We start from the raw sequence: 23,741 nt of genomic DNA on the forward strand, positions 1-23,741 counted from the left end.
TAGACCATAAAACATAACATTCTTTAAAAAGATTTTTTATGTTGAATTTTTCTGTAATTTAATATTTTTTCTTTTAGTCTAAAAGTTTATTGATTTGCATTAATAAAAGAATAGTTTTCAATAGATTTAAAGAAAAACTGAATATTAAATAAAATATCTCACAAATCTTGAACTACAATAGCTGAAGATTTTGTGAGACATATAGTTAAAAGTGTTTGATTAAAACATTAATTTATGAAAGAAGCAGTGTTTTTTTTAACTGTTATTTAGCGCATTTTTATATTAATTAAAACTAAGTTACTAATAATTCCCCTGGCTCTATCTCAAGACTCTCAATAAGTCTTTGAAAAACTTTGATTGTTATATTTCTTCTTCCTCTTTCAAAATCAGAAATATAATTTTTTGAAAGACCTGACCTAAAACCTAGTTCTTCTTGAGTTAAACCTTTACGATATCTGATTTTTCTTAAATTAGAAGCAATAATTAAAATTAATGCATCCTCTTTATTATACTTTTCCATTATTTAAACTCTCCTTTAAACCTTTTAATGATTTAAATTTAACTACCTTATGTGAAGGAAGAATTTTTAATTCACCAGTTTTTATATCATTCATTTTTGTTTCGCTAACTAAAATTGTTGAAAACTTAGCAAAATTATTAATTTTAATTTCTGAACCTTCTTCAGTTAAGTTATTTTCCATTAATTCAAATAAACTATCTACAATTTTTTTAATTTTCATTTTTGTCAATTTATTATCATTACTTAAAAAAATACAATTAATTAAATCTTTTTTAGTAACCTTATTTTTTCTTACTACGGGCTTTTTTTGATTTATTTTACCTGCCTCAACTACATCAATATTTTCTGATTGTTTTTTTTCGCTAATTTGAAATGTATTCTGATTTTCAATAATTTCAATCGTATCATTCGCTGAACCATCTTTAAAATTAAGATTTTGATATTCAACCTCTCTTAATTCATCACCTATTTTTTTCATAAATAGAATTAATTCTTTTTTAGTCATTTCTTCTAAAACTACATCATTAACATCTATATTATTTAAAATAGCGTAATTTTTAATTTTATGAGCATTTTTAACTAACTCACTTAAATTTTCTTTGATTAAAAATGATCCATCTGTTTTTGCTCTTTGTTGTAACAAAGTCAAATCGTTATCACTTTCGTTATTAATTTCTTCAAAAAATGTTTTATCTTCTTCATAATGAGGGTACACATCAATATCAGAACTTTCAACTTCCAAAGCTATTTCTGCTTCAACTTTTTGTTTTTTTATTGAAGCTTTAGAATGTTTTTTAGGTTTAGTATTTTTATTTTTTGATCTTTTATTAAATTTAATAAATACAACAATTCAAGTAATTACTAAAATAGGCAAAACAATAAGCAAAATAATATTAGATATGTAATCAATTATATTTGGCAAATTTAAGTCTGCCGGAAGAGTTAATCCAATAGTTTTAAATGCTTGTAAAATATCTATATTATTAACTACCGCATTTACTATTTTCATTAAAAAGAAAATAACTATTGTAATTAATACAGCAAAAGTTAAGCTTACTTTAATTACATTTTTACGTTGTTTTTCCATTATTATCCTTTCTTAATATAAAACCCTTCTTTAATAAAAGAAGGGTTCAAAGTTATTTTTGATAAACCATTTCTTATTATAAATTTATTCGATTTATAATATCTTCTAAATCATTAATCAATTTATTTAATTGTGAGTTAATCATTTCAGCATCTGATATAGTAACTCTAAATTCACCTAATTTCAGTAAATTTTTATTAGCACTAATTTCAGTAATTAAATTTTTACTTAATTGTTTTTTGAATTTAATTAGATCTTCCAAATTAGTTTCTACATCATGACCGCTAAAAAATTTTTTAATTTGTTCTGTCATAGTCTTTTACCTTTCTATTTTAATCAACTACAGTAAATTCCTGAAGTAAAACATTTAATGTTCTATTTGCAGCCTTATATGTAGGAGTACCATCATTAGTACTATCATTGTTTTTTGTTAAAAATACAACATAATAACTTTTATTTTGAGTATTTTTAATAGTTGTTCTAGTCAATGCATTACTTGAAGAAATAAAATCTTCTAGTGATTTAGTTTGTCCTAAAACGCTCTCAATATTTTTATTTAAATTTTCTTGATTTTTGTCAAAGAATAAAACTTCATCAACTTTAAATAAACTATTGCCTGCATCAGAACCGTAATTAAATGCAGTTGTATTTCTAAAATATTCACTGTCAACAAAATTACTTATTTTTTTATCTTTGTCATCACCAGTAAAATAATTTAAACTGTCTACAAATTGTTTCTGTTGAAGTTTACCATTTTCTTCATTTCATTCTTGAGTAATTTGTTGATTTGACAAGTATTTTTTTTGAATCTTAGCTACATTATCATTTGAGTCAAATTGAATAAATTGCGGTTCAATATATTTTTTATCATTACTTTTTAAGACATGTCATTTTAAAGCATTTGTTTCTACTTTTAATATTTCAATATTTGTCTTTATTTTATATTCTTCATTTTCAATTACTTCATGTGAAAATTCATAACCAACAGACGCTTTTAAGTTCACACTTACTTGATTTATTCAATACATTGAATTATTAATTTCTTGTTCTTCTATTAATGTTACAGGTAAATTAGAAATACTTTCAATTCCAATTTGTTCATTTGATAAAATTTCTTTTTGTTCAGTTAAAAGCTTATTTCTAAAATCATTATAATCGCTAAATTTTTGATTTTTAATTCAATCATTTATTGAATTTGTTGCTTCATTTATAACAGTGTCTTGTATAATAATTGGATCTACAATTGTTCCTTCACATTTAAAATTTTTGTCCTGTTCATTAACATCATCATCAAATTCATAATATCTAGAATCATTATCTTTAATTCCAATTTTTCCACTTACTCTAAATTTTGTAAGTTTTGGGAGTGATGGGTCAGTAGGTTCAGGTGATTCAAGATTTGTAATTGTAACTGCTTGAAATACTACACCTTCAGCAGGAGTACCTGGAATATTTCCATTTACTATAAATGTATTTTTAACAGCATTTTCACTTTTAAAATAAACAGTTTCTAAAAAGTTTTGTAATCCTGTTATGGTTGTCTCTAATTCTTCTTTAGTTATCTTTTTCTTAGGTGCTGGTTTATTTCCACCAAAATTATAAATTAGAGTTATCGAACCTGTATATTTATAATTATTTTTTGAAGTACCATTACCTGTAAATACAATACTTTGTTGTTTATTGGTAATTGTCCCTTCTTCTATTTCCTCGCTTACTTTTACACTAACTCCACCAGCTTCATCAACTTTTTGATTAACAAGTTCTGCTTCAAGTGCATCATTATTTCAAGGTTCTTGATCATCTTCTTTACTATGTAATATTGTAATCAAAAATCTCTCAATTGAATCAATATTTTGTTTCTCTACTTTTGTAGAACATGATACAACAATTGTTGAAGTCGAACTTGTAACTACTAAAGCTGATAGCGCTAATAATAATTTTTTCATTACTTAACCTCTTTTAAACTTTCTGTCAAAATTTTATTATTTCTAACCTCTTTCAATAAAAGTGTATCTACCTAATGTTCTAAAGTCTCAATCTGTAGTGTTATCTCCAAATTTAAAATCAATTAAGTTTGATGAAATTCCGAATTGAAGTCTTCCATTATCGTTAACAGACATTGTTAGACCTTTCATTAATAATGAATCATAAGATCCTACATAATTTTCGTCAGCAATTGATACTTGTCTAATTGACTTAGGTCTGCTTCCATCTTTTGAGTATGTAAAGTTCATGTATGTAATACCTGACATTTCTTTAATTAGATTTTGTTCTTTAATTTGTTGAGCTTCTACTCCCGTATTTAAACTTAATGCATTTGCAAAATTATTTCCATTAAGTTCTCCGTTCATTGCTCCAGTTTCTTTTAAATAGTCTCAAACATTGAAATCTGTTCCATCTTCCTTTTTAGCACCAGTTTCACCTGACATTTTAAATTTATTTCTTTTTTGATTTTCAGCAGCATCTGGTGATGATCATATATCACTTTCAGAAATTCCATAGAATTTGTGGAATGTATTTAGCATTTGTTCAATTCCTTTATAGTATGCACTAAATATTTTTGATGTTTGAGGTGAAGTTGCTTCAGAAGTTGATGATGCATTATTATCAATAGCAATTGAATATGTAAAACCAACATCACTTAATCTTTGACTATATCCATTTTGTAAAGAAATAGTCAAGCCCTTATTTGTAATTGTTTCACTTGAAATTGACATTGCTAATAAATCAGAAGTTCTTTCATTTGGTTGAACTTGTGAATTTGCAGTTCTTCTTTCATATTCACTTGTTAATTTTTTATTATAGTTTTCCAAAACTTCTACTCATTTACTTTCAATTGAACTATATAATACTTGGTCTCCGCTTACCCTAGAACCATCTAATTGAACTGTATCTGTGGTCTTAACTTTTCCAAAGAATGTATTTCACTCAGGTCATGCATCATGATCAAAGTCTACATTAATTTTCCCTGTATTACTAAAATGACTTGTTAGTTCTTGTCTAATAATGTCGCTTTCGTTATAGTATCCCACGTTAATTGCATTAACAACATTTGAGTTAGTATTTAAAAAGTATTTATCTTTAATTGTTTTTGACATTGATTTAGCAAAATTTTCATTATATTTATTAATTGCTGATTTATAAGCATCTGTATTAGCTGTTAATAAATCTTGAACTGTTAAAGTTGACTCTAATTTTCTTAATGCTTCAAAATCAACATAAACATTTGAATTTGCTTCTTTTAACATATCTCCTGCTAATTCATTGCTAATTTTGTTAATTGCAGCAATAATTTCACCATTGTCTGAAACAGTAATAACAACTGTTCCTGTGACAACTCTTGTAACTGTTGCTTGCTCAGCATCTCTGTATCTATAAGTTGAAGAGAAGTTTAGGTTCATACCTGATATAAACCCTTGACCTGTTTCTCCTGTATTACCATAAGTCATTTCAGCATTTTCATAATCAAATTTAATATCATCGATTCATCTTGAACCAAAACTTCCAATTAAAACACTATATGTTGAAGTACTAATAGCATTTCTTAAATCTGATATTGCTTTAGCTGGACTTAATAATGATTCAATATTTGATGTTAAATCTCTTTGTTGGTCAGCTGTTAAAACATCATAAAACTTAACTGAATTTTCATTAGCATATGTTGAAGCTTCAGGTTCTGTTTCACCACCGCCTGTACCAGTTGATGCTTGATCATAAATTGATTTCAAATTCTCTTGTTGGAAGAAAATTAAACCATTTTGTGAAGCTTCTGTATCTAATAATGTTGATCTTGTTGCCATTGGAGATGAAACAATTGTTGAAAATTTAGTTTGAGTTTCAGCTTCAAATTGTCTTATTAGTTGTCTTATTGCTTCTTTTTCTCTTTCTGCTGGATCAATTATAGGATCTGTTGGACCATTTGAGCATGCAATAACAGCCATTGATGAAGTACCAACTACAGCGAATGATGATAATATTAATAATAATTTTTTCATTTCTATATTTATTCCTTTTCTGTTTTTAATTTTGTTTTTAGAAATCAAATTTTCTAAATTTATATAAAGCAATTGAAAAACTCAATATGCTTATTCCTAATAAAATAATCAAATAATATAAAGGTTTAACATAATTTGATGTGGTATTTTTTTCAATCATATTAGTAGAAGTAAGTTTTATATCATATTCTGGATATCCTAAGAATAAATTCTTTTGATCTTCTAAATAAATCTTTGAGAAAGAATTTGGAGAAAATCAAATGTCATTATTGTAGAATCCTAAGTTTTTGGTATAAACCATTCACAACCCGCTATACAAGTTGAAATAGGATAGGCCACGCATCATGCTTCTGCCTTTAGTATAACTATTTCAGTCTCCTGAAGTTTTAGATACCGCATTTGAAGACATAATTATGTAGTTACTTGAATATTTGATAAAATATTCTTCAATGACTCTAGCTGAATACATTAAATTAAAGTTTAATTGGTTTCTAACTAGCTCATTTGCATTTGTAAATCTAAATCCATCATTACGGATTCCCGCAACTGAATATTCATATAATGAAACAACATCTTGTTTTTTCAATGCATAAGTTACTTTATTTTCTTCTATTTCTTCTTCAGTTGGATTAAGTTTCTCTAAATAACTTTTCTCAATCCCTGAATCTAAAAATAAGAAATCATAAAATAAATCATATTTTTCAAATTGAAGATTATTGCTAAAATATTTATTAATTTCATTTGTGAAACTTTTAAATTCTATTAGAATATTTTTTATGTTTTGATCTACTGTTTTATTAATTAGTTCATCTAATTGTTCGTTTGTTATAAATGTATTTTTTAAAGTTATTTGAATATTAAATTGATCATTAATTTTTCAAGTATTTGGAACAGATGTATCTCTAAGGGGTTTTGAGAATAAATCTAAATTTTTTTCATTTATAACAACTAGATTAGGATTTATAAGTCCTAAATCTTTTCACATTTGCATTCTATAATTTATATTTGTTGTATTACGAAATTGATCTGTAACCATTTCTTTTGAAAGAAAATAGTTATAAACATATTTAGATAAATGTGGATATTTAATATTTCCTTCATCGACATGATCATATAAGCTATAAGCGTCATATATATCGTTTAGCTGAAAAATTTCACCGTTTGTAAATTGTACGTAATAACTTTTTTCATTTGCTTTTATAAATGACATGGGGATATTTGCTATAAATGATAATGCTAGTAATAAAGTACAGATAATCGTGGTAGTTTGTAATGTGAATATAAAAATTAAGAATGTAATAAAGTTAATTAAAAAGAATGTTGCAAGTAAACAATACATAACATACATTGATGTCATTCTAAGTATAAATACATCATAATGAAATAATGTAAATATTGCATAAAATATATTAATAATAACAAAACTCATTAAAATATTTACAGCACAAATTAAAATAATTAATAAATATTGTGCTATAAAGAACTTTGTTCTGCTTACCTGATTAGTTAAAACAATATATGTTGTTTTATCTTCAAAATTCTTACTAAAGAAAAATTGGATCATTCTTAAAATAAATACAAACATTAAACAACAAACAAAAAATAATATATAAAAGTTGAATATTACAACTTGTGAACTTCCTGATTTTACAAAAGCTAATATAATTCCAACTAAAATTGAAATAAGAATAGTTGCTAAATTCAAAATATAAAATAATTTTTCTTTCAATAAACTTTTAAAACTAAACTTCATTAATTTAACAAATGGAATTCTCTTATATTTAATAAGCTTTTCTTTTATAAAATTTTGCAAAGAATTTGTCTTCCTTTTTTCATAATTTTCTTCTACCATAGTACCTTCACCTCCTTTCAATGTAATTCACTAAATTAAATAGATTCAATTAGTGTTCTTTCAAATCAATAAAATTTTTCTGAATTAATTACAAAACTTAGGTTTAAAAATGATAGATTAAAATCAACTGAAAGATTACCTGAACCTTCTTTAATTTTCTTAAAAATAAGTTGATTGTTATTTATTTCAATTATTGGAATGTTTTGTAATTCTTCGCTATTGTTGAATTGAAAGTGAAATGATGAAGTATTGGTTTTATTTAAAAAACTTTTACGTTCTGATTCTGCTGAATAAGTTAAGATTTTATTATTAAGCAAACTAAGTTCAGCATTTACATCAGAAATACTTTTATCATTAGTAGTTGTATCTCTAGATTGCAAAATGTTTGAGCTTTTTAGACTAATTAATTGTTGATTGTCTGATAAAGACATTCATGTTGTTTTGCTTGTCCCATAAGTCTCTTGAAAAACTTGTAAAGCACTCATTGTATTTTGGTAAACTGCTTTAAAAATTGGATCTTGATCAGCTGAAAGTATTCTTTTTTCAATTATGTCGCTTTCACTATTTAAATAACTGTCATCAATGTTGTTAGCTGATATTCCTACATAATATGAAATTGGACTAATTGGATGATAATAATTAAATTCATCAAAATACAAACAGAAGTTATTTAAAGTAATTTCTCCATAGTTAACTAGTGAGTCAGAGTTAATATTAAGTTCTTGATTAAATTTAGACTGGAAGTTACTTACTCATGTTTTATATTCTTTATTTAAATAATGATAAATATCTTGATTACCTTTCACAAATTTATTTTCTAAAACAATTTGATCATCTTTTATTAGTTCACTAAAAATTGTTTTAAATAAATTTATATTATTTATATTTATTGTTGAAACTGTATCATCAAGATTTAATTCATTTGACCCATATTTGTTTTGACGAGGATTAAAATTATCAATTTTATCAATAGATTTGAAATTTTTAAATCTATTTTCATCTTTAAAAACAAAACTATAACTTTGTGTCAGATTACTTGAATTATTATTATGCTGAGCAATATAACTTAATAAACTTTTTTCAAATTTATCAAATTTAAAAAGATTTTCAAAATCACTATTTGTTAAATTAAACAATCTTGCATAATCATTTATTCTAAGATCATAAGCATCAAATCATGCTCATTCAAATTTATCTTTAATAAGGTTTTCTCTTAGTTCAATAGTTGTAAACTTTAAGTTTTCAATTATCTCGTCTTGATTAGAAATTGTAAATACTATATCTTGTTGGTATTTATTTTTAATTAGATTCCTATTGATATCAGTATATTGGTAATTAAAAACCAAATCCAAATTAATATTAGCTATATAATTCTTATTTTCTTTATCAAAATTTAAATAACCAAAATCTATATTGCTAAAATCATAAGATAATCCTTCAAATCATTTTTGGTCTTCAATTTTAAATTCCAAAATACTTGAATAAAAATTTAATTCAGGTTTCATTGAATTTAAAATTATTTCTTCTAATTTACTACTTTTTGTAATTTTATTTAAATCATTAGTCAATACATCTTTTTCTCTTTGAGATAAAAGTTCATAATTTGAAGTTAGATTTTGATTTTGTTTACGCAAATTTATTTCTTGTAAATTGGACTGAGTAAAAAAGTCAAGATTTTCACGTTGTTGCATACTTTGATCAATATAAATGATTTGATTTTGTTTTTCAGCTAATGCATTATGAAATTTTGTCTCTACTTCTTGCTCGAAAGATTCTCCAAGAACATAGTAGTTATATATTGGTTTATATTCCTGCTTATCATTTTTGGGTTTTTGGCCACATGCAGTAGTTATTAAACCAAAACCTAGAACAAATGTAGAAGCAATTGGTAATATTTTTTTTAACATTTTATTAGAAAAAAATTATTTGTTAAATTTTTGCATTAACAATACTTCGTTTAATTTGTTTTTTTCTTCTTGTATTTCACGTCTAATTCTTTCAAGTTCTAAGACATTTTCACGTTGCTTCATTTCACTGTCAAATTTAGCTAACTTTTGATTCATTTCTTTTTCAAAAATTATTTCTTTTCTTAATTGTTCAAAATATTCTTTTTCTTTATTTAAATCAGACTTAATTTTTTCTAATTCTTGATCTTTTAAAGAACTTGTATTTTGTTGATATCACATTTGTTGTTGCATATTATGATCAAAACCATTATTTCAAATTTGTTGTGTACCTGTATATCTTTTTATATTTTGTTGTTCATTCATTTCGTATTTTAATTTTTCAAGTTCTTCTTTTAATTTTAAAATTTCAAAGTTAGATTCTTTAATACTTGATGAACCTTCATTAATTAAGTCAACTTTTGCAGCTATTTTACTTTGAAGTGTGTTGATTTCACTATATTGAGACTCTAATTGTTTTTGTTTTGATTGAGTTGAAATATTTTCAGTTTCAATTTTAGCTAATACCACATTTTGTGTTTCTTTTAATCTTCTCAATTCTTCTTCAAGTTCAGCTTTTGATTGATTAATTCCACTTGATTCAATTTGAATCTGTGACATAAATTCTTTTAATTCAGAAATACTATTTTTAATTGATTCTTTTTCTGCAGAAGCTGTCCTATTAAATTCATCATGATATTCTTTAAATTCTTTAATTTTTTCTAAGTAATCTGCTTTTGATTCTTGAACAATTTGTGTTTCTGCACTAATGTTTTCAACATATGATTTTAAATCTATAAGTTTATTTGTAAACTCAGCTTTAATTGAATCAATTTCTTCGTACTCTGTAATTGTTGCTACAGCAATATCTTCTTGTAACTTTTTCAATTCATCAAGTTTTACATTTAATTCAAGTTTCTTCATTTCAACTTCTTCTTGTGATAAATCAACTTCAGTTAAGAATTCTTCTCTGCTTTGTTTTAAAGTTTTTAAATCTTCAAGTTTATTTGTAAACTCAGCTTTAATTGAATTAATTTCTTCGTACTCTGTAATTGTTGCTACAGCAATATCTTCTTGTAGCTTTTTCAATTCATCAAGTTTTGCATTTAATTCAAGTTTTTTCATTTCAATTTCTTCTTGTGATAAATCAACTTCAGTTAAGAATTCTTCTCTGCTTTGTTTTAAAGTATTTAAATCTTTGTCTAAAGCATCCCTTGAATTGTTAATTTCATCATTTTCAATTTGAATTTGAGTTAGATAACTCTTGAAATCTTTAATTTCTTCTTGGATAATTTCTCTTTGAACAGCAACCAAGTCTTTAAATTGGTTTTCAAATTCTTTAAATTCGTTCATTTTTGATTCAATTTCAGAGGTTAATGAATTTTCAGATTCAATCTTAACTTTTTCAATATAAGTTTTCAAATCTTCAAGTTTATTTGAGAATTCAGCTTTTACTAAGTCAATTTGCTCATATTCATTTGCTGAAGTTAAACTAATTTCATTTTGTAATTCTTTTAATTCGTCAATTTTAATTTGTAAATCTGTTTTCTTAAATTCTAAATCTTGAGTTTCAACTTCTGTTTGTTCTAAAAGCGCTTTTAAGTTAGCTGCTTGGTCTTCAAATGTTGTTTTTGCTTGATGAATAATTTCTGATTCTAATTTTACTTTTGCAAAGTAATCTTTTAAATCATCAATATTTAAATCAATTTCAGTTTTTTGCTCAGTTACAATTTTGCTTATTTCTGATTTTAAATTTTTAAGTTCTTCTACTTTATTAAAAAAGTCATTTCTAATTGTATTTATTTCTGATGCTGCTAAAACATCTTCATTGACATAACTTGGATCACTTAAAAGTAATGCATCATGAGTTTGACTTGATGACTCAGATGTGTCTTCGCTTATTAATACAAAATCATTTGATAAACCAATTTTGATTTCATCTTCTCTTAAATTTAAAATGTTTTTATATTTATCTTCTATTTTATTTAAGAAATCTAATGCTTTATCTAAATCTGCTGATTTATTTGAATTATCAATTACAAATTCTTTTAATGGTTCATATTTTGGTTTATGTGGTTTATCTTTATCTTCTAATGCCTTTGCAATTGAATCCATATTAATAGCCTGCGCTATAACATCTTTTGGTTGGATATTATTTTTTTCTAAAATAGCTAAAGCATCATTAAAAGTTTGGTGTTCATTCAAACCGATAACTAATGAATTACTGCCTAAATCAAAGTTAAATGTTAAAATGTTATGTTGATTTAAAAGTTTTTCAACTTCTGCTAATACAACATCTTTCTCAAATAAAACATTTATTTTTTTGTATAAATTTAATTCAGATTTTGATCCAGAAAATAATAATTTACCTTTTTCTAAAATTACAAAATTTTCAATTATGTTATAAACTTCATCAATATTATGAACTGTTAGTATAATTGTGCTGTCAAATTCTTCTTTAAATTCTTTTAGTATTTTGTAAGACTGTCCTCTTCATTTAGAGTCTAAGTTTGCACCTGGTTCATCTAAAATAAGAATTTCAGGTTCTTTTATAAAACATAAAATTAAATTCATTCGGTTTTTCATTCCTCATGAAAATGCATTTAAAGGTTTGTCTTTAGATGTTCATAAATCGAACTTCTTTAATCAATATTCAATTCTTGATTTAACTAAAGTTTTATTTAATCCCATAACATTACACATATTGTATAAAAATTCATAAGCTGTAATAGAGTACAATGAAAAATCCATTTGAGAATAAAACCCTACATTGGAGTTGTTTTCAATTGAACTGCTTTTTTTTCTTTCCTTACCGTTAATATAGATATTTCCATCATAGTTCAAAGTAGCTCCAAGCAATGAGTTTAAGAATACACTCTTACCTGATCCACTACTTCCAAGTAATGCTGTAACTTTACCTTTTTCTATATTAAAAGAAAATGGACCTATGTTTATATCTTTAAATTTTTTATGAAAATGGTCTACCATCACGGCATTATTATTAGAATTTTCCAATATAATACGACGTTTTGACTTTGAAATATTTTTTTCCATTTCTTTTCTCCTACATTCATTTTAATAATCTGTTTGATTTGATTTTTGAGTTTCATTTATCAAACCATGAGTTTATTGTCACAAAAAAAAAAAAAAAACAAGTCATTCTTGGATTTTATTAAAAAAACACTTAAGATTTGAGTCAGCCAATACATTAAAAGCCTAAAAAATTTAACTTTTTATTCTTGGATTTTATTAAAAAAACACTTAAGATTTGAGTCAGCCAATACATTAAAAGCCTAAAAAATTAAACTTTTTTCAATTATTATTGAAAGATTAAATAAAAAAAACTTCATGAACTTCATGAATAATTTGATTAAAAATTACTGCACTTAATTTTTTCTGCAGTTTTTTATTTGTTTGTCTTTTGGTATTTCATTTTTTTAATTTTGCTTTTCTCATCGAAAATCTTTGTTTGTAATTAAAACAAAATTCAGTGTTTTCTTTGTTGTTAGTTAGATGTTTATTTTTTTCATTTTTTATTCATTAAGAAATAAGTAATTTCTTATAGTTAAAATTTTAATTAATTTTTGAATTTTTAATAATTAATTAAAAATAAACAATGTGAAAAAGTATAAAAAGATATAATAAATTTAAAGTTAATGAATAAATATAAAAATGAAGTATTTTTATGCAAATTTGTGTCGTTAAAGAACATTAAAAAATTTCAAATAAAAAAAACCAATCACTAGGATTGGTTTAAATTTTGAATGGTCCCCAAGGCCAGACTTGAACTGGCACGGGAGATAAAGCCCGGTGGATTTTAAGTCCACTGCGTCTACCGATTCCGCCACTTGGGGATGTAATATGGTGACTCGCCGGAGGCTCGAACTCCGGACCCACTGGTTAAAAGCCAGTTGCTCTACCGACTGAGCTAGCGAGTCAAAGTTGGTTGGGCTAGCAGGATTCGAACCGGCGCATGAGGGAGTCAAAGTCCCTTGCCTTACCGCTTGGCTATAGCCCAATAAATGGTGGAGGGGGAGGGATTCGAACCCCCGAACCGAAAGGAAGTGGGTTACAGCCACCCGCGTTTGACCGCTTCGCTACCCCTCCATTTAAATGGTGCTGACTAAAGGACTTGAACCTTCGACCTATTGATTACTAGTCAATTGCTCTACCAACTGAGCTAAGTCAGCGATGCCTTCTTTTTGCATTCCTCTTTTACAAGGACATTATTTATTTTATATTATTAAATATAAATAAACAAGCAAAAATTAAAAATTTTTTTTACATTTTTTTACAAATAAAAAAAGTTGTTAATCAACAACTTTAAATAAATCTTTAAATGGTTTCTTTTCCTTTTTTTTCTTTGGTTTAGACTTGTCTTCTTTTTTAAAATCTTCTCTATTTTTTAAATTAATCTTATTAATTAACTTATGATCCAATAACATTTCTTTATCAGCTCATTTTTCCATATTTTCAACTATTACTTTTCTAGTGTTTTTAGTTAAATCTTCTGTTTTCAATGAGATATGTTTTAATGGCATTATAGGTTTACCAAAAACAACTTTAATTTCAATGTGTTTTGGTCTATCTTTACTAAATACTTGATAAGAGTTAATAATTGTTACAGGAATAACAGGAGCATTGGCCATTTGAGCTATTTTTAGCGCTGCTGGTTGGAATTCTCCTATTTCTTGCGAATGACTTCTTGTTCCTTCAGGGAAAATAGCTAGTGAACGTCTAAAATCAACAACCAGTTCTTTTCCTTCTTTAAATGCTTCTAAAGCACTTCTTGGATTATTTCTATCTAGAGGTATGCAATCAATTAGACGAACAAATCTACCAAATTTTTTATCTTCTCATAATTCCTTTTTTGCAATAAATGCTAATGGTTGTTGTAAATAAAAGTTATTTAAAGCAACTAATGCAACTGGGTCAAAATTTGATTGATGATTTGGAACTAAAATAACTCCACGATCTAGTCAATTTTCAATACCTTCACATTTAACTTTAATGTTTGAAACATATAAAATTCTGTTAGCTGCTTTTTTCATAAAGTTATAACAATACTCTTCTGAGTAATACCCTGGGCTTTTAATATTTTTTTTACCAATTTTTTTTGCTTTGCGCATCATGTTTCACATTGGTAATCACATGTATGTCATTTTTCAAAAACTTAATTTTAGCTTTTCTTTTTTCTTTTTAGTTTTTGATTTCTTTTTTGTGGGGTCTGTTTTTTGAATAGTATTAGTTTCAATAACTGTTGCTTCTTTAATTTTAACTTCTTCATTTTTTTTAATCACTGGTTTTTTAACAGATGATTTTGTTGTTTTTTTAGCTGCAGGTTTTTTAGTTTCAACTTTAGTTGTTTTTGAATTTGTAACTTCTTTTGCCATTTTTTATTTTCTCCTATTTAAGTATTCAACATAAAAGTGTTCGTTTTCCACTATTTTAATTTTATCAAAATTAATGTAATTAAAGTTTTTAATATAAATATTTCCATCAAAGTTGCCTTTTATAATACTTCTTATAATTTGATCAGCGTAATCAAAAAATAATTCATATATTTGACTTCCACCAATAATGTAAATATCGTTATTTTGACTATTAGCAAATTTATTAATAATTTCATTTATGTCTTTAATAAATATAATTGATTCATTTTTATACATTTCATATTTTTTAGCATCTCTTGTTAAAACAAAATTTGTGCGATTAGGTAATGCTTTATAATTCATTGATTCAAAAGTTCTTCCACCCATTAAAACTTTTTGATTTAATGTAGTTTTTCTAAAGTGTTGCATTTCTTCTTTAATTGATCAAGGCAGTTTGTTATTATTACCAATTATCCCATTTTCAGTCTGGGCTCAAATCATTTTAATCATTTTTTTTAACCGCCATTCCTATTGAGTACTTTTTCTCATGTGATATAGATACTAAAATATTAGATAATTTTTTATTAAGAATAATTGGGTTTAGATCATTATATCCTATTTCAATTTGACTCATAGGTATCATTTCATCTTTATTTAGTGTTTTTATAATAGCTTCTTTAACAGCTCATCTACCAGCAGCAAATTCTATCTTAGCTGATTTAGTTAACAAGCTTTCACATTTTAACAACTCTGCATTTGTTAATACTTTATTTAAGAAATTCTTTCTTAAACTTATTCTTTTATTTTCAACAATATCTATTCCAATTTTTTCCAACATAATAAAAACTTTCTATTTATATAATTTTATCAATTAATTAAGCATAAAAAAACCTTACAACACTTATTGTAAGGTTTATTTTATTTTTCTATATCAATATTAACTTTAAAATCAGCAATTTGATGGTATTTAATACATGCTGCATCTAACATTTTTTTTGAAGCCTTTACTTCTTTAGAGTCGCTATATTTATCTTCCAAATAAACAACTTTTTTAATTCCTGCTTGAATTATAATTTTTGCACATTCATTACATGGAAATAGAGTTACGTATACATCGCAATCTGTTAAATTAGTTCTTGCACTAACAATTGCATTTAATTCAGCATGAGCTACATAAGGATATTTAGTATCTATTCATTCTCCATCTCTTGATCATGGGAATTTATCATCATCAACACCACGTGGAAAGCCATTATATCCTGTTGAGATTATTTGATTTAAATTGTTAACCAGAATAGCTCCTACTTGTGTTGAAGGATCTTTACTTCTCATAGCACAAACTTTAGCTACAGTCATAAAGAACTGTTCTCAACTTAAGAAATTTTCTCTTTTCATACCTACATTCCTAATCTAAAAGTGTTAATTAAATCAAGTGAAGGCAATACATTACTTGTTGTTAATGAATAAGTACTTGATAGTGGGGTAATAATTTTATTATTTCAGTTACCTGTATTTACATCAAATCTACCAAGCCATCCAATTTTCTCGATTATTCCATTATAGTGATTTAAATCACCACCAATTTTATTTTTTCCATAGAATTGTAAAGCAACAATAACATTGTAATTGTAAGCTGGAATTTTTTTCATTGTTGTAACAAAAACAATTCCTACAACAATAAATATAACTAAGAATAAAATCATAATGTTTTCTCTTCAAGTCCATTCTTTAACTGATTTTTTAGTTAAAGCTGCAAAAATTGAACCAAAAATAATTCCTGACATTAAAACAGAGAATGAGCTTAGTCGATCTTGACTAGTGAAAATTGACAAAATTATTAAAACTATTGGTCAAGCAACTTTAGCTTTTCCAAATTTTGCAATAGGAGATGTATCCCCTGAAATATTCATAACAAGAATTCCAACCATTATACCTATAATTGGTAAAGTTCCTGAAGTAACAGTGTATGGAAGTGTTGCTGAAACAACAAATCCCAATGTTAAATACGCTAACAGAAATGATAGTGAAAATTTTCAAACATTACCTATAACAATTTCAGTTAATTTAGTTAATGAAAATAATGCTGTAGTTAAGAAAAAGATCATAAATGCACTTAGTAAAATTCCACTTCCTGCATCCATTGCGCTAAAACCATAAGTTAAAATTCTTCAATATTGTCCACCTGCGAATGTCAAGGTTTGATTAGTTCCACCAAATATAAGCATTGGCGCTTGATATGCAGTGATTAATCATGAAGTTCCTTCATCAGTAATCCCATTACCAACATACATATTCATAAATAATCCTATTATTGTAAACGAAACCGGCATAATAATGAAAAAGAATAAAATTACTCATGAAAAACTAACATTATTATTTTTAATTTTATTTAATGCTTGCTTGAAATTATTAATTTTAATTTCATCATTTAATTCTTCTGGAATTTCATTAACTGTAGATTTTTGTTTGATTGCTTTTAAATATGTCTCTTGCAAAGTACTAATTAATGGGAAAAACTTAAGTAAATCTTTCTTTAAATTTTCAGGTGTTGTTATTAGTACAATTTCATCGTCTTTTTCAGTTAATTGACTTGTTGTTTCACTAATAATAATTTTAAGCTTCTTAATTTTCTGGTCAAAAAAGTTTTTTTGTGCCATAACCTCAATATTTGATCAAGTCTCATTTGTTCCTTCAATTTCCAATTGTACTAAAGCATACTCATTATTATTGTTAATAAATAAAACACGTGACTCCTTAACCTTTTTGTCTACATTCTTGTATTTATATTCTTTTTTAAAGAATTTAACTAAAGCGCTATAAGTTTTAAATTGTTTTTCAGTCATTCTCAACACCACCTTCCTCAATAATTTTATCTTTAAATTCTTTTGGTAATTCTGCTTTTAATTTTACCATTTCTTTTGTGATAGGGTGCAAAAATTCTAATTTATAAGCATGAAGCATTTGACCAAAGTCATTTGTTTTTTCCGCTAACTTACCATAAGTTGGATCATTAACAATTGGGTGTTTAATGAAATTGAAGTGTACTCTGATTTGGTGAGTTCTTCCTGTTTCAATCGAGCATTTAACTAAAGTTGTTTTGTCTAAACGTTTTAAAACATCAAAATTTGTAACTGCATATTTTGAATTTTTTGATGTCACCATCATTTTCTTTCTATCATTTTGGTGTCTTCCTATAGGAGCATCAATAATTCCTTTTTCTTCTTTTATTTCACCTCAAACAAGTGCAACATATTCTTTATAAATTTCATGATTTTTTAACATTTCAGTTAAAATTTGGTGAGCTTTATCGTTTTTAGCAACAATTAATAAACCAGTAGTTTGTTTATCAATTCTATGAACAATTCCTGGTCTTTCAACCCCACCAATACTACTTAAAAATTTTTCGTCTCTTCCCAATAAAGCATTAACCATAGTTCCTTCATTTATTCCAGCTCCAGGGTGAACTACCATGTTATTAGGTTTATTAACAACTAAAATATCATTATCTTCATATACAATATCTAATGCTATTTTTTCAGCATTAATTGTTGAAGGTTTAATTTCTGGAATTATTATTTCTACTTCAATATCACCTTGAAGATTCATATTCTGTTTTGTCTCAATAACTCCATTAACTTTAATATTTCCGTCTTTAATTAAAGTTTGAATATAACTTCTTGAATACTCAGTTGATTCAGCTAATGCATCTACCAAGTATTTATCTAATCTCACTTTTTCAACATTAGCTTTTAATTTCATCTTTTACTTCCTCTTCTTCAATTTTTTCAGTTTTATTTTTTTTAGTAAACATACTTACTAATTCCATTATCAAGCAAAGTATTCCAACACCAACACCAATATTAACTCATAAGTCCGCTAAGTTAAAGATATAGTTTGCTGAGCCTAAAAAATTAAACCCTCAAACAAACATATCAACAACTCCACCATATATTTCTTCACCGTTTCTAATTGTTGGTGGTGCTCAAGCTCTTGCTAATAAATTTGCAAAACCTCCAGCTAATAATAATGAACAAGCAATAATTCATTTCTTGTCATTCAGAAATATAAATACAACTATTAATGCAAATACAAATAATGATGCCAATGTTATGGTTTTTTTTAATTCCTCAGCTGAATCGCCATTACCAAATGCTGAGCCCAAATTTATTTTGTACTGAATATTTAAAAAACCATTAATAAAAATCAAAGATTCATTTTCATTCATTTTGGCTACAACTATTCATTTAACTATTCAGTCAAATAAAATTAAAAACGTCATAATAGGAACTGCAATATACAATTTAAATTTTCATTTGTAGTCATAATTTTTTAGATTAAATATTACATTTTGAGCTAAATTCTTCAAAATTGCACCTCCTTATAGTGTTATATAGATTTTACTACTGAATGACATCTTTCACAAATTTCTTCATCAATTAATACGTCAAAGATACCTCAACATCTTTCACACTTTAAGCCTTGCTTTGGTTCTACTCCAACACATGCTACTTTTTGATCAGACAATCCTGAACAATTATTTGTAAAGTTTAGAGTATTTACAATAAATATTTTTTCCAATTCAGTTACTGATTCAATATTTTTGTAACCTTCTTTTAAACAAACATTAACAATTGCTTCAAATCCTTTATTAATAATTTTTTCTTCTCTAGCAATTTCTAATGCTTTATTTACATCATCTCTTAAAATCATAATGTTATTTCACTTTGTTATAAATGATTCTGTTTGTAAAAATTCTTGTTTTCTATTATCTAATAAATGTACAGATTCTGCTTTATTTTTTTCAATCATTGATTGATAAGCTTCTTCTGTTGTGTGGATTAAAATTGGTCTTAATAAATCAATTAACATTCAAAATTGCTCATACAATACAGTTTGAACTTGTCTTCTTCTTAATGAATCTTTTTGTTCAATATATAAAATATCTTTAATAAAGTCTAAATAGAATGAAGAAAGATCTTTAGTTACATAATTAATTAATAAATTGTAAACTTGGTTATAAGCTAAATTATCATATGCTTCACTTGCTTTATTTTTAACTATAGTTAAATTATGTAATGCAAATTGATCAACTTCGCTTAATTCCTTTTGGTAATCTTTTGTTGGATCAAAGTCAAATAAGTTTGCAAGAATAAATCTCATTGTATTTCTAATTTTTCTATAAGTTTCACCAATCTGTTTAATGATTTCAGGACCTATTTTTTGGTCATCAGTATAATCTGTTGAAGCAACTCATAATCTTAAAATGTCAGCACCTTGTGAATTTGCAAATACAATAGGATCAATTCCATTACCTAAAGACTTACTCATTTTATTTCCTTTTTCATCAACAGTCATCCCATGAGAAATAAGTTTTTTATACGGAGACTTGCCTGAATAAATTGTTGAGTTAATCATTGATGCATTAAATCAACCTCGGTATTGGTCATTTCCTTCTAAATATAAATCATAAGGTAAAGGTAAATTCTTAAATCTTTCACTTAGTGCTATTGCAGATGAACCTGAATCAAATCAAACATCTAAAATATCTTTTTCTTTTCTCAAATTTTTATTTTTATATTCTTCAGGTAGGAAAATATCAGTTGGTTGATCAAATCAAGCATTTGTTCCTAATTCAGATATTTTATTAATTGCAAATGCTAATATTTCATTATTTAATACTAATTTATCTTGTTCATCATAAAATGCAACAATAGGTACACCTCATAATCTTTGACGTGAAATAGTTCAGTCTGTTCTATCTTCTAGAACTTGATATAAGCGTTTTTTTGCTCATTCTGGTTTTGTTGTAATATTATCAACATTTGATAGAATTTGATCTTTAGCTTTATCTAAGCGAATAAACCATTGTCAAGTACAACGGTAAATAACTGGCTTTTTAGTTCTTCAATCGTGTGGGTATGAGTGAGAAACAAATTTGAATTTTAAAAGTCTTTTCTTTGCTTCTAAATTCATTCCAACCATTTTATTGGCTTCCTCATAAAATACACCAACTAGTGATTTATCGTATTCTCCAATTTCACTAGTAAATTTACCTTGATCATCAATTGGCGCAAAAGGTTGTAGTCCATGTTTTTTAACGATCATATAATCGTCTTCTCCAAATCCACCAGCAATATGTACAATTCCTGTTCCTGCTTCATCAGTTACATGATGACCTATCACAACTTGATTAATTTTTTGTTCATACAATGGGTGAGAATATTTAATACCTACAATTTCATGACCTTTTAAAGTATCTAAAATTTCAAATGATTCTCATCCTATTTGTTCAGCGATTTTACTTACTAAACTTGAAGCTAAAATAAATTTTCTTTCGTTAACTTTAACAATATTGTATTCAATATTTTCTCCTACAGCTGCCATTTGATTTGATGGAATAGTTCAAGGAGTTGTTGTTCAAATTACAATTTCAGTGTCAGTATCAATTTTTGAATTTCCTTCAACAATATTCATTGCTACAAAAATTGTTGGTGATTTAATATCTTTATATTCAATTTCAGATTCAGCTAAAGCAGATTCGCTTGAAGGCGATCAGTAAATTGGTTTTAAGGCTTTATAAATCATTTCTTTTTCATACATTTTTTGAAATAATCTTAATTCGCTTACTTCAAAATCATGAGTTAAAGTTACATATTTAACATCACTATTTGAAAAAATACCTAAACGTTTAAATTGGTTTGCTTGGTTTGCAACTTGCTTTAGTGCATAGTCTTTACACATATTTCTAAAATCAACAGCTGGTGTTTTTTTACGATCAATCCCCATTTTTGTTACAGCTGTTTCAATTGGTAATCCATGTGTATCTCAACCCATAATAAAAGGAGCTAAATATCCATTAGCATTTTTTCATCTTATTATCATATCTTTTAGTGTTTTATTTAATGCATGTCCTATATGTAAATCACCATTTGCATAAGGTGGACCATCATGTAGCATAAACAATGGTTTACCTTCATTAAGTTTTTGTTTTTGATCATAAATCTTTTTTGATTCTCACATTGCTTGAATTGCAGGCTCTTTATCCTTTAGTCCTGCTCTCATATCAAAATCAGTTTGTCCAATTAATAATGTATCTTTGTAAACGTTTTTCATTTTCTAATCTCCTTTTAAAATAAAAATCGCCCCTTATAAAAGGAGCGATTTACCGCGGTACCATCCTAATTAATAAATTAAAGCTTAACTTATTATCTTTAAGGTTTTAACGGTTCCACCGCAGAATTCTACTCAATATAAATTTTTCTTTTCTGTTAAAAAAAGGTGATATTTTTTAAATATTATTGCTAGTTTGCACCAAATACTAGCTCTCTTAGAATAATTAATTTAAAAAACTTGTCCTTTAGTTTTTATAATAATATTTTATCTTATTTTTAATTAAATTTGATGTTTTTTAACAAAATCTGAAGTTCTTATAATGTAGTCGTCTGTAAATTTTATGATTGATTTTGTGTGATTCATTCCTGAGTCATAAATTATCAATTCATTTACATTTGATTCTTCTATGTTATTCTTAATATCTTGCATTTTAAAACTATCTAAAAAATTAGTTACACGATCAAAGCGATTATGAATATACATGATTGGTATATATTTATGTTTAGCTTCAATTAAATTAATAAAATCTAACTCAACTAAATCAACAAGATACTCATTTTTGTATATCTTCAACATATCTTCTAGAACAACATTAACATAATTTTCAAAAATTTTTGGTGCGTTATTTGCAACCATTCCCTTTAATAGTTTTGAAACAGACATATACGCTGAATCTGAAATAGCTCATTTAATATTATTTTCTTCTATAAATTTTTCTTCAGTTAAAGCGAAGTAATTAATTGTAAAACCACCCATGCTTGTACCAACCAAACCAATTTCCTCTGGTTTATAGTTTTGTGTAACTCAAGAAATGATTGTCATTAAGTCTCATTTTTCTTTATAACCTCAAGTTACAACGTCTGTAGCACTTGAACCATGATTTCTAAAATCAAAAGTAATTATGTTATATCCTAAAGTTCTATAATGTCATGTTAAGTATAATACATCAAATCTACTAGAATTAAATCCATGAACTCCAATAACTCATTTTTTGCTTGGTTTTGGATTTAATCAAACACTTGAAACCAACTTAATTCCATCTCTTGAAAAAGTTGTAAAATTTGCTGTTGGTTTTTTATATTCTTTAATGTGTAATTTCTTGTTTGAATTACGATTAGTTGAGTTAAGGCTATTTATGCTTTTAACAAAATTAATTTTTAAACTTGCTGCTTCTTCACGGTGTCTAATTGTTTTAGAAAAACTTGAATTTCACATTTCAATCATTTTATGAGCAATATTTGAATATTCAGACATAAATACCTCTTTCTTTTATCTAATTTTACTATATCAAATAAATAAAAAACAACCAATGAATTTCTTTACAAAAATACATGCTTCATTTATTGTATATTCTAGTGTCAAAGGATCTAATTGATATGGCTGAGCCATGAAAAAATAAAAAAAATAAGTATTTAAATAAAAATAATTAATTTATTTTTTAATTTGTACTTATTATTTTCTAATTATTATTTTGTAAATATTTCCTTCAATTTTTTTATAAACACCATCATTTATATAAATTACTCCAGAAATAAAATCTATTATTCTTCTTTTTTCTACTTTTTCTAATTCAGAAAGATCTATTAAAACAATTTTACTAATTTTCAATTCATCAGCAATTTTTGCAGCATCTGAAAATGATGTTGGTTTAATAATTTCTGTTCTCTTTGAAGGGATGTCTTGATTAATTGTATTTAATTCACTGTCATTTGCATATTCAACTTCTTCTTCAACAACTTCTGTTTCTTCATCATACATTTTATATGCGTTCATGTCATTTAAAGCTTGACCCATTTCCCCAGATTCAACACTTTTAGTTTTTATTTTGTCTAGTAATTCTTTGATTTTCATTTTCTATT

General features: G+C 25.8%; 18 protein-coding genes and 5 tRNA genes. All 23 read right to left on the reverse strand.

The features are described 5' to 3' along the window. Positions 1 to 292: 292 nt before the first annotated feature. The 23 genes from CK556_RS02105 to sepF all read right to left on the reverse strand — a co-directional run bounded on the left by CK556_RS02105 (position 293) and on the right by sepF (position 23,733). Positions 293 to 520, reverse strand: coding sequence for a helix-turn-helix domain-containing protein (locus CK556_RS02105; RefSeq protein WP_036246524.1), 228 nt, complete (start codon positions 518 to 520; stop codon positions 293 to 295). Beyond that, complete coding sequence (locus CK556_RS02110; protein WP_095761516.1) at positions 507 to 1,607, reverse strand: HU family DNA-binding protein; 1,101 nt, start codon at positions 1,605 to 1,607, stop codon at positions 507 to 509. The genes CK556_RS02105 and CK556_RS02110 overlap by 14 nt, the downstream gene beginning before the upstream one ends. Before the next feature lie 76 nt (positions 1,608 to 1,683). Beyond that, on the reverse strand, positions 1,684 to 1,920 hold the full coding sequence (locus CK556_RS02115; RefSeq protein WP_027875669.1) for a hypothetical protein: 237 nt from the start codon (positions 1,918 to 1,920) through the stop codon (positions 1,684 to 1,686). A gap of 19 nt (positions 1,921 to 1,939) precedes the next feature. Continuing rightward, complete coding sequence (locus CK556_RS02120; protein ID WP_095761517.1) at positions 1,940 to 3,553, reverse strand: hypothetical protein; 1,614 nt, start codon at positions 3,551 to 3,553, stop codon at positions 1,940 to 1,942. Between the two features lie 42 nt (positions 3,554 to 3,595). Continuing rightward, positions 3,596 to 5,602: a hypothetical protein gene (locus tag CK556_RS02125; protein WP_095761541.1), complete on the reverse strand. Its 2,007-nt coding sequence runs from the start codon at positions 5,600 to 5,602 to the stop codon at positions 3,596 to 3,598. A gap of 37 nt (positions 5,603 to 5,639) precedes the next feature. Further along, a complete protein-coding gene (locus CK556_RS03980; protein WP_095761518.1) occupies positions 5,640 to 7,454 on the reverse strand; it encodes an MFS transporter in 1,815 nt (604 codons plus the stop codon). A 35-nt stretch (positions 7,455 to 7,489) separates the two neighbouring features. Then, positions 7,490 to 9,361, reverse strand: coding sequence for a hypothetical protein (locus CK556_RS02135; protein ID WP_095761519.1), 1,872 nt, complete (start codon positions 9,359 to 9,361; stop codon positions 7,490 to 7,492). 15 nt (positions 9,362 to 9,376) lie between these two features. Continuing rightward, the gene (locus CK556_RS02140; protein WP_095761520.1) at positions 9,377 to 12,451 is read right to left on the reverse strand and encodes an ATP-binding cassette domain-containing protein; all 3,075 of its coding nucleotides are present in this window, start codon (positions 12,449 to 12,451) and stop codon (positions 9,377 to 9,379) included. Positions 12,452 to 13,162: 711 nt separating this feature from the next. After that, positions 13,163 to 13,251: transfer RNA gene (locus CK556_RS02145), tRNA-Leu, on the reverse strand. Between the two features lie 8 nt (positions 13,252 to 13,259). After that, a tRNA-Lys gene (locus CK556_RS02150) sits at positions 13,260 to 13,335 on the reverse strand. A gap of 5 nt (positions 13,336 to 13,340) precedes the next feature. Beyond that, a tRNA-Gln gene (locus CK556_RS02155) sits at positions 13,341 to 13,415 on the reverse strand. Positions 13,416 to 13,420: 5 nt separating this feature from the next. Next, positions 13,421 to 13,504, reverse strand: a tRNA-Tyr gene (locus CK556_RS02160). A gap of 7 nt (positions 13,505 to 13,511) precedes the next feature. After that, a tRNA-Thr gene (locus CK556_RS02165) sits at positions 13,512 to 13,587 on the reverse strand. A 120-nt stretch (positions 13,588 to 13,707) separates the two neighbouring features. After that, positions 13,708 to 14,790 carry a lysophospholipid acyltransferase family protein gene (locus tag CK556_RS02170; protein WP_084545424.1) on the reverse strand — a complete coding sequence of 361 codons (1,083 nt, stop codon included), beginning with the start codon at positions 14,788 to 14,790 and terminating at the stop codon, positions 13,708 to 13,710. A 3-nt stretch (positions 14,791 to 14,793) separates the two neighbouring features. Next, entirely contained in the window at positions 14,794 to 15,279 is a 486-nt protein-coding gene (locus CK556_RS02175; protein ID WP_027875688.1) for a dihydrofolate reductase, read from the reverse strand. Beyond that, positions 15,272 to 15,607 (reverse strand): holo-ACP synthase, encoded by a 336-nt coding sequence (locus CK556_RS02180; protein ID WP_027875687.1) that lies wholly within the window; start codon positions 15,605 to 15,607, stop codon positions 15,272 to 15,274. The genes CK556_RS02175 and CK556_RS02180 overlap by 8 nt, the downstream gene beginning before the upstream one ends. An 80-nt stretch (positions 15,608 to 15,687) precedes the next feature. Then, the gene (locus tag CK556_RS02185) at positions 15,688 to 16,164 is read right to left on the reverse strand and encodes a deoxycytidylate deaminase (protein ID WP_036246742.1); all 477 of its coding nucleotides are present in this window, start codon (positions 16,162 to 16,164) and stop codon (positions 15,688 to 15,690) included. Positions 16,165 to 16,166: 2 nt separating this feature from the next. After that, a complete protein-coding gene (locus CK556_RS02190; protein WP_027875685.1) occupies positions 16,167 to 17,612 on the reverse strand; it encodes a hypothetical protein in 1,446 nt (481 codons plus the stop codon). Next, entirely contained in the window at positions 17,593 to 18,528 is a 936-nt protein-coding gene (locus CK556_RS02195; protein ID WP_027875684.1) for an RluA family pseudouridine synthase, read from the reverse strand. The genes CK556_RS02190 and CK556_RS02195 overlap by 20 nt, the downstream gene beginning before the upstream one ends. Beyond that, positions 18,512 to 19,135: a signal peptidase II gene (locus CK556_RS02200; RefSeq protein ID WP_027875683.1), complete on the reverse strand. Its 624-nt coding sequence runs from the start codon at positions 19,133 to 19,135 to the stop codon at positions 18,512 to 18,514. The genes CK556_RS02195 and CK556_RS02200 overlap by 17 nt, the downstream gene beginning before the upstream one ends. Before the next feature lie 20 nt (positions 19,136 to 19,155). Further along, complete coding sequence (gene ileS / locus CK556_RS02205; RefSeq protein ID WP_027875682.1) at positions 19,156 to 21,882, reverse strand: isoleucine--tRNA ligase; 2,727 nt, start codon at positions 21,880 to 21,882, stop codon at positions 19,156 to 19,158. Between the two features lie 279 nt (positions 21,883 to 22,161). Beyond that, positions 22,162 to 23,136, reverse strand: coding sequence for an alpha/beta hydrolase (locus tag CK556_RS02210; RefSeq protein ID WP_027875681.1), 975 nt, complete (start codon positions 23,134 to 23,136; stop codon positions 22,162 to 22,164). A gap of 198 nt (positions 23,137 to 23,334) precedes the next feature. After that, positions 23,335 to 23,733, reverse strand: a complete 399-nt coding sequence (gene sepF / locus CK556_RS02215) for a cell division protein SepF (protein WP_051412769.1) — start codon at positions 23,731 to 23,733, stop codon at positions 23,335 to 23,337. Between the last annotated feature and the right edge of the window lie 8 nt (positions 23,734 to 23,741).

Source organism: Mesoplasma chauliocola, from assembly GCF_002290085.1.
GTDB classification, from domain to species: Bacteria; Bacillota_I; Bacilli_A; order Mycoplasmatales; family Mycoplasmataceae; genus Mesoplasma; species Mesoplasma chauliocola.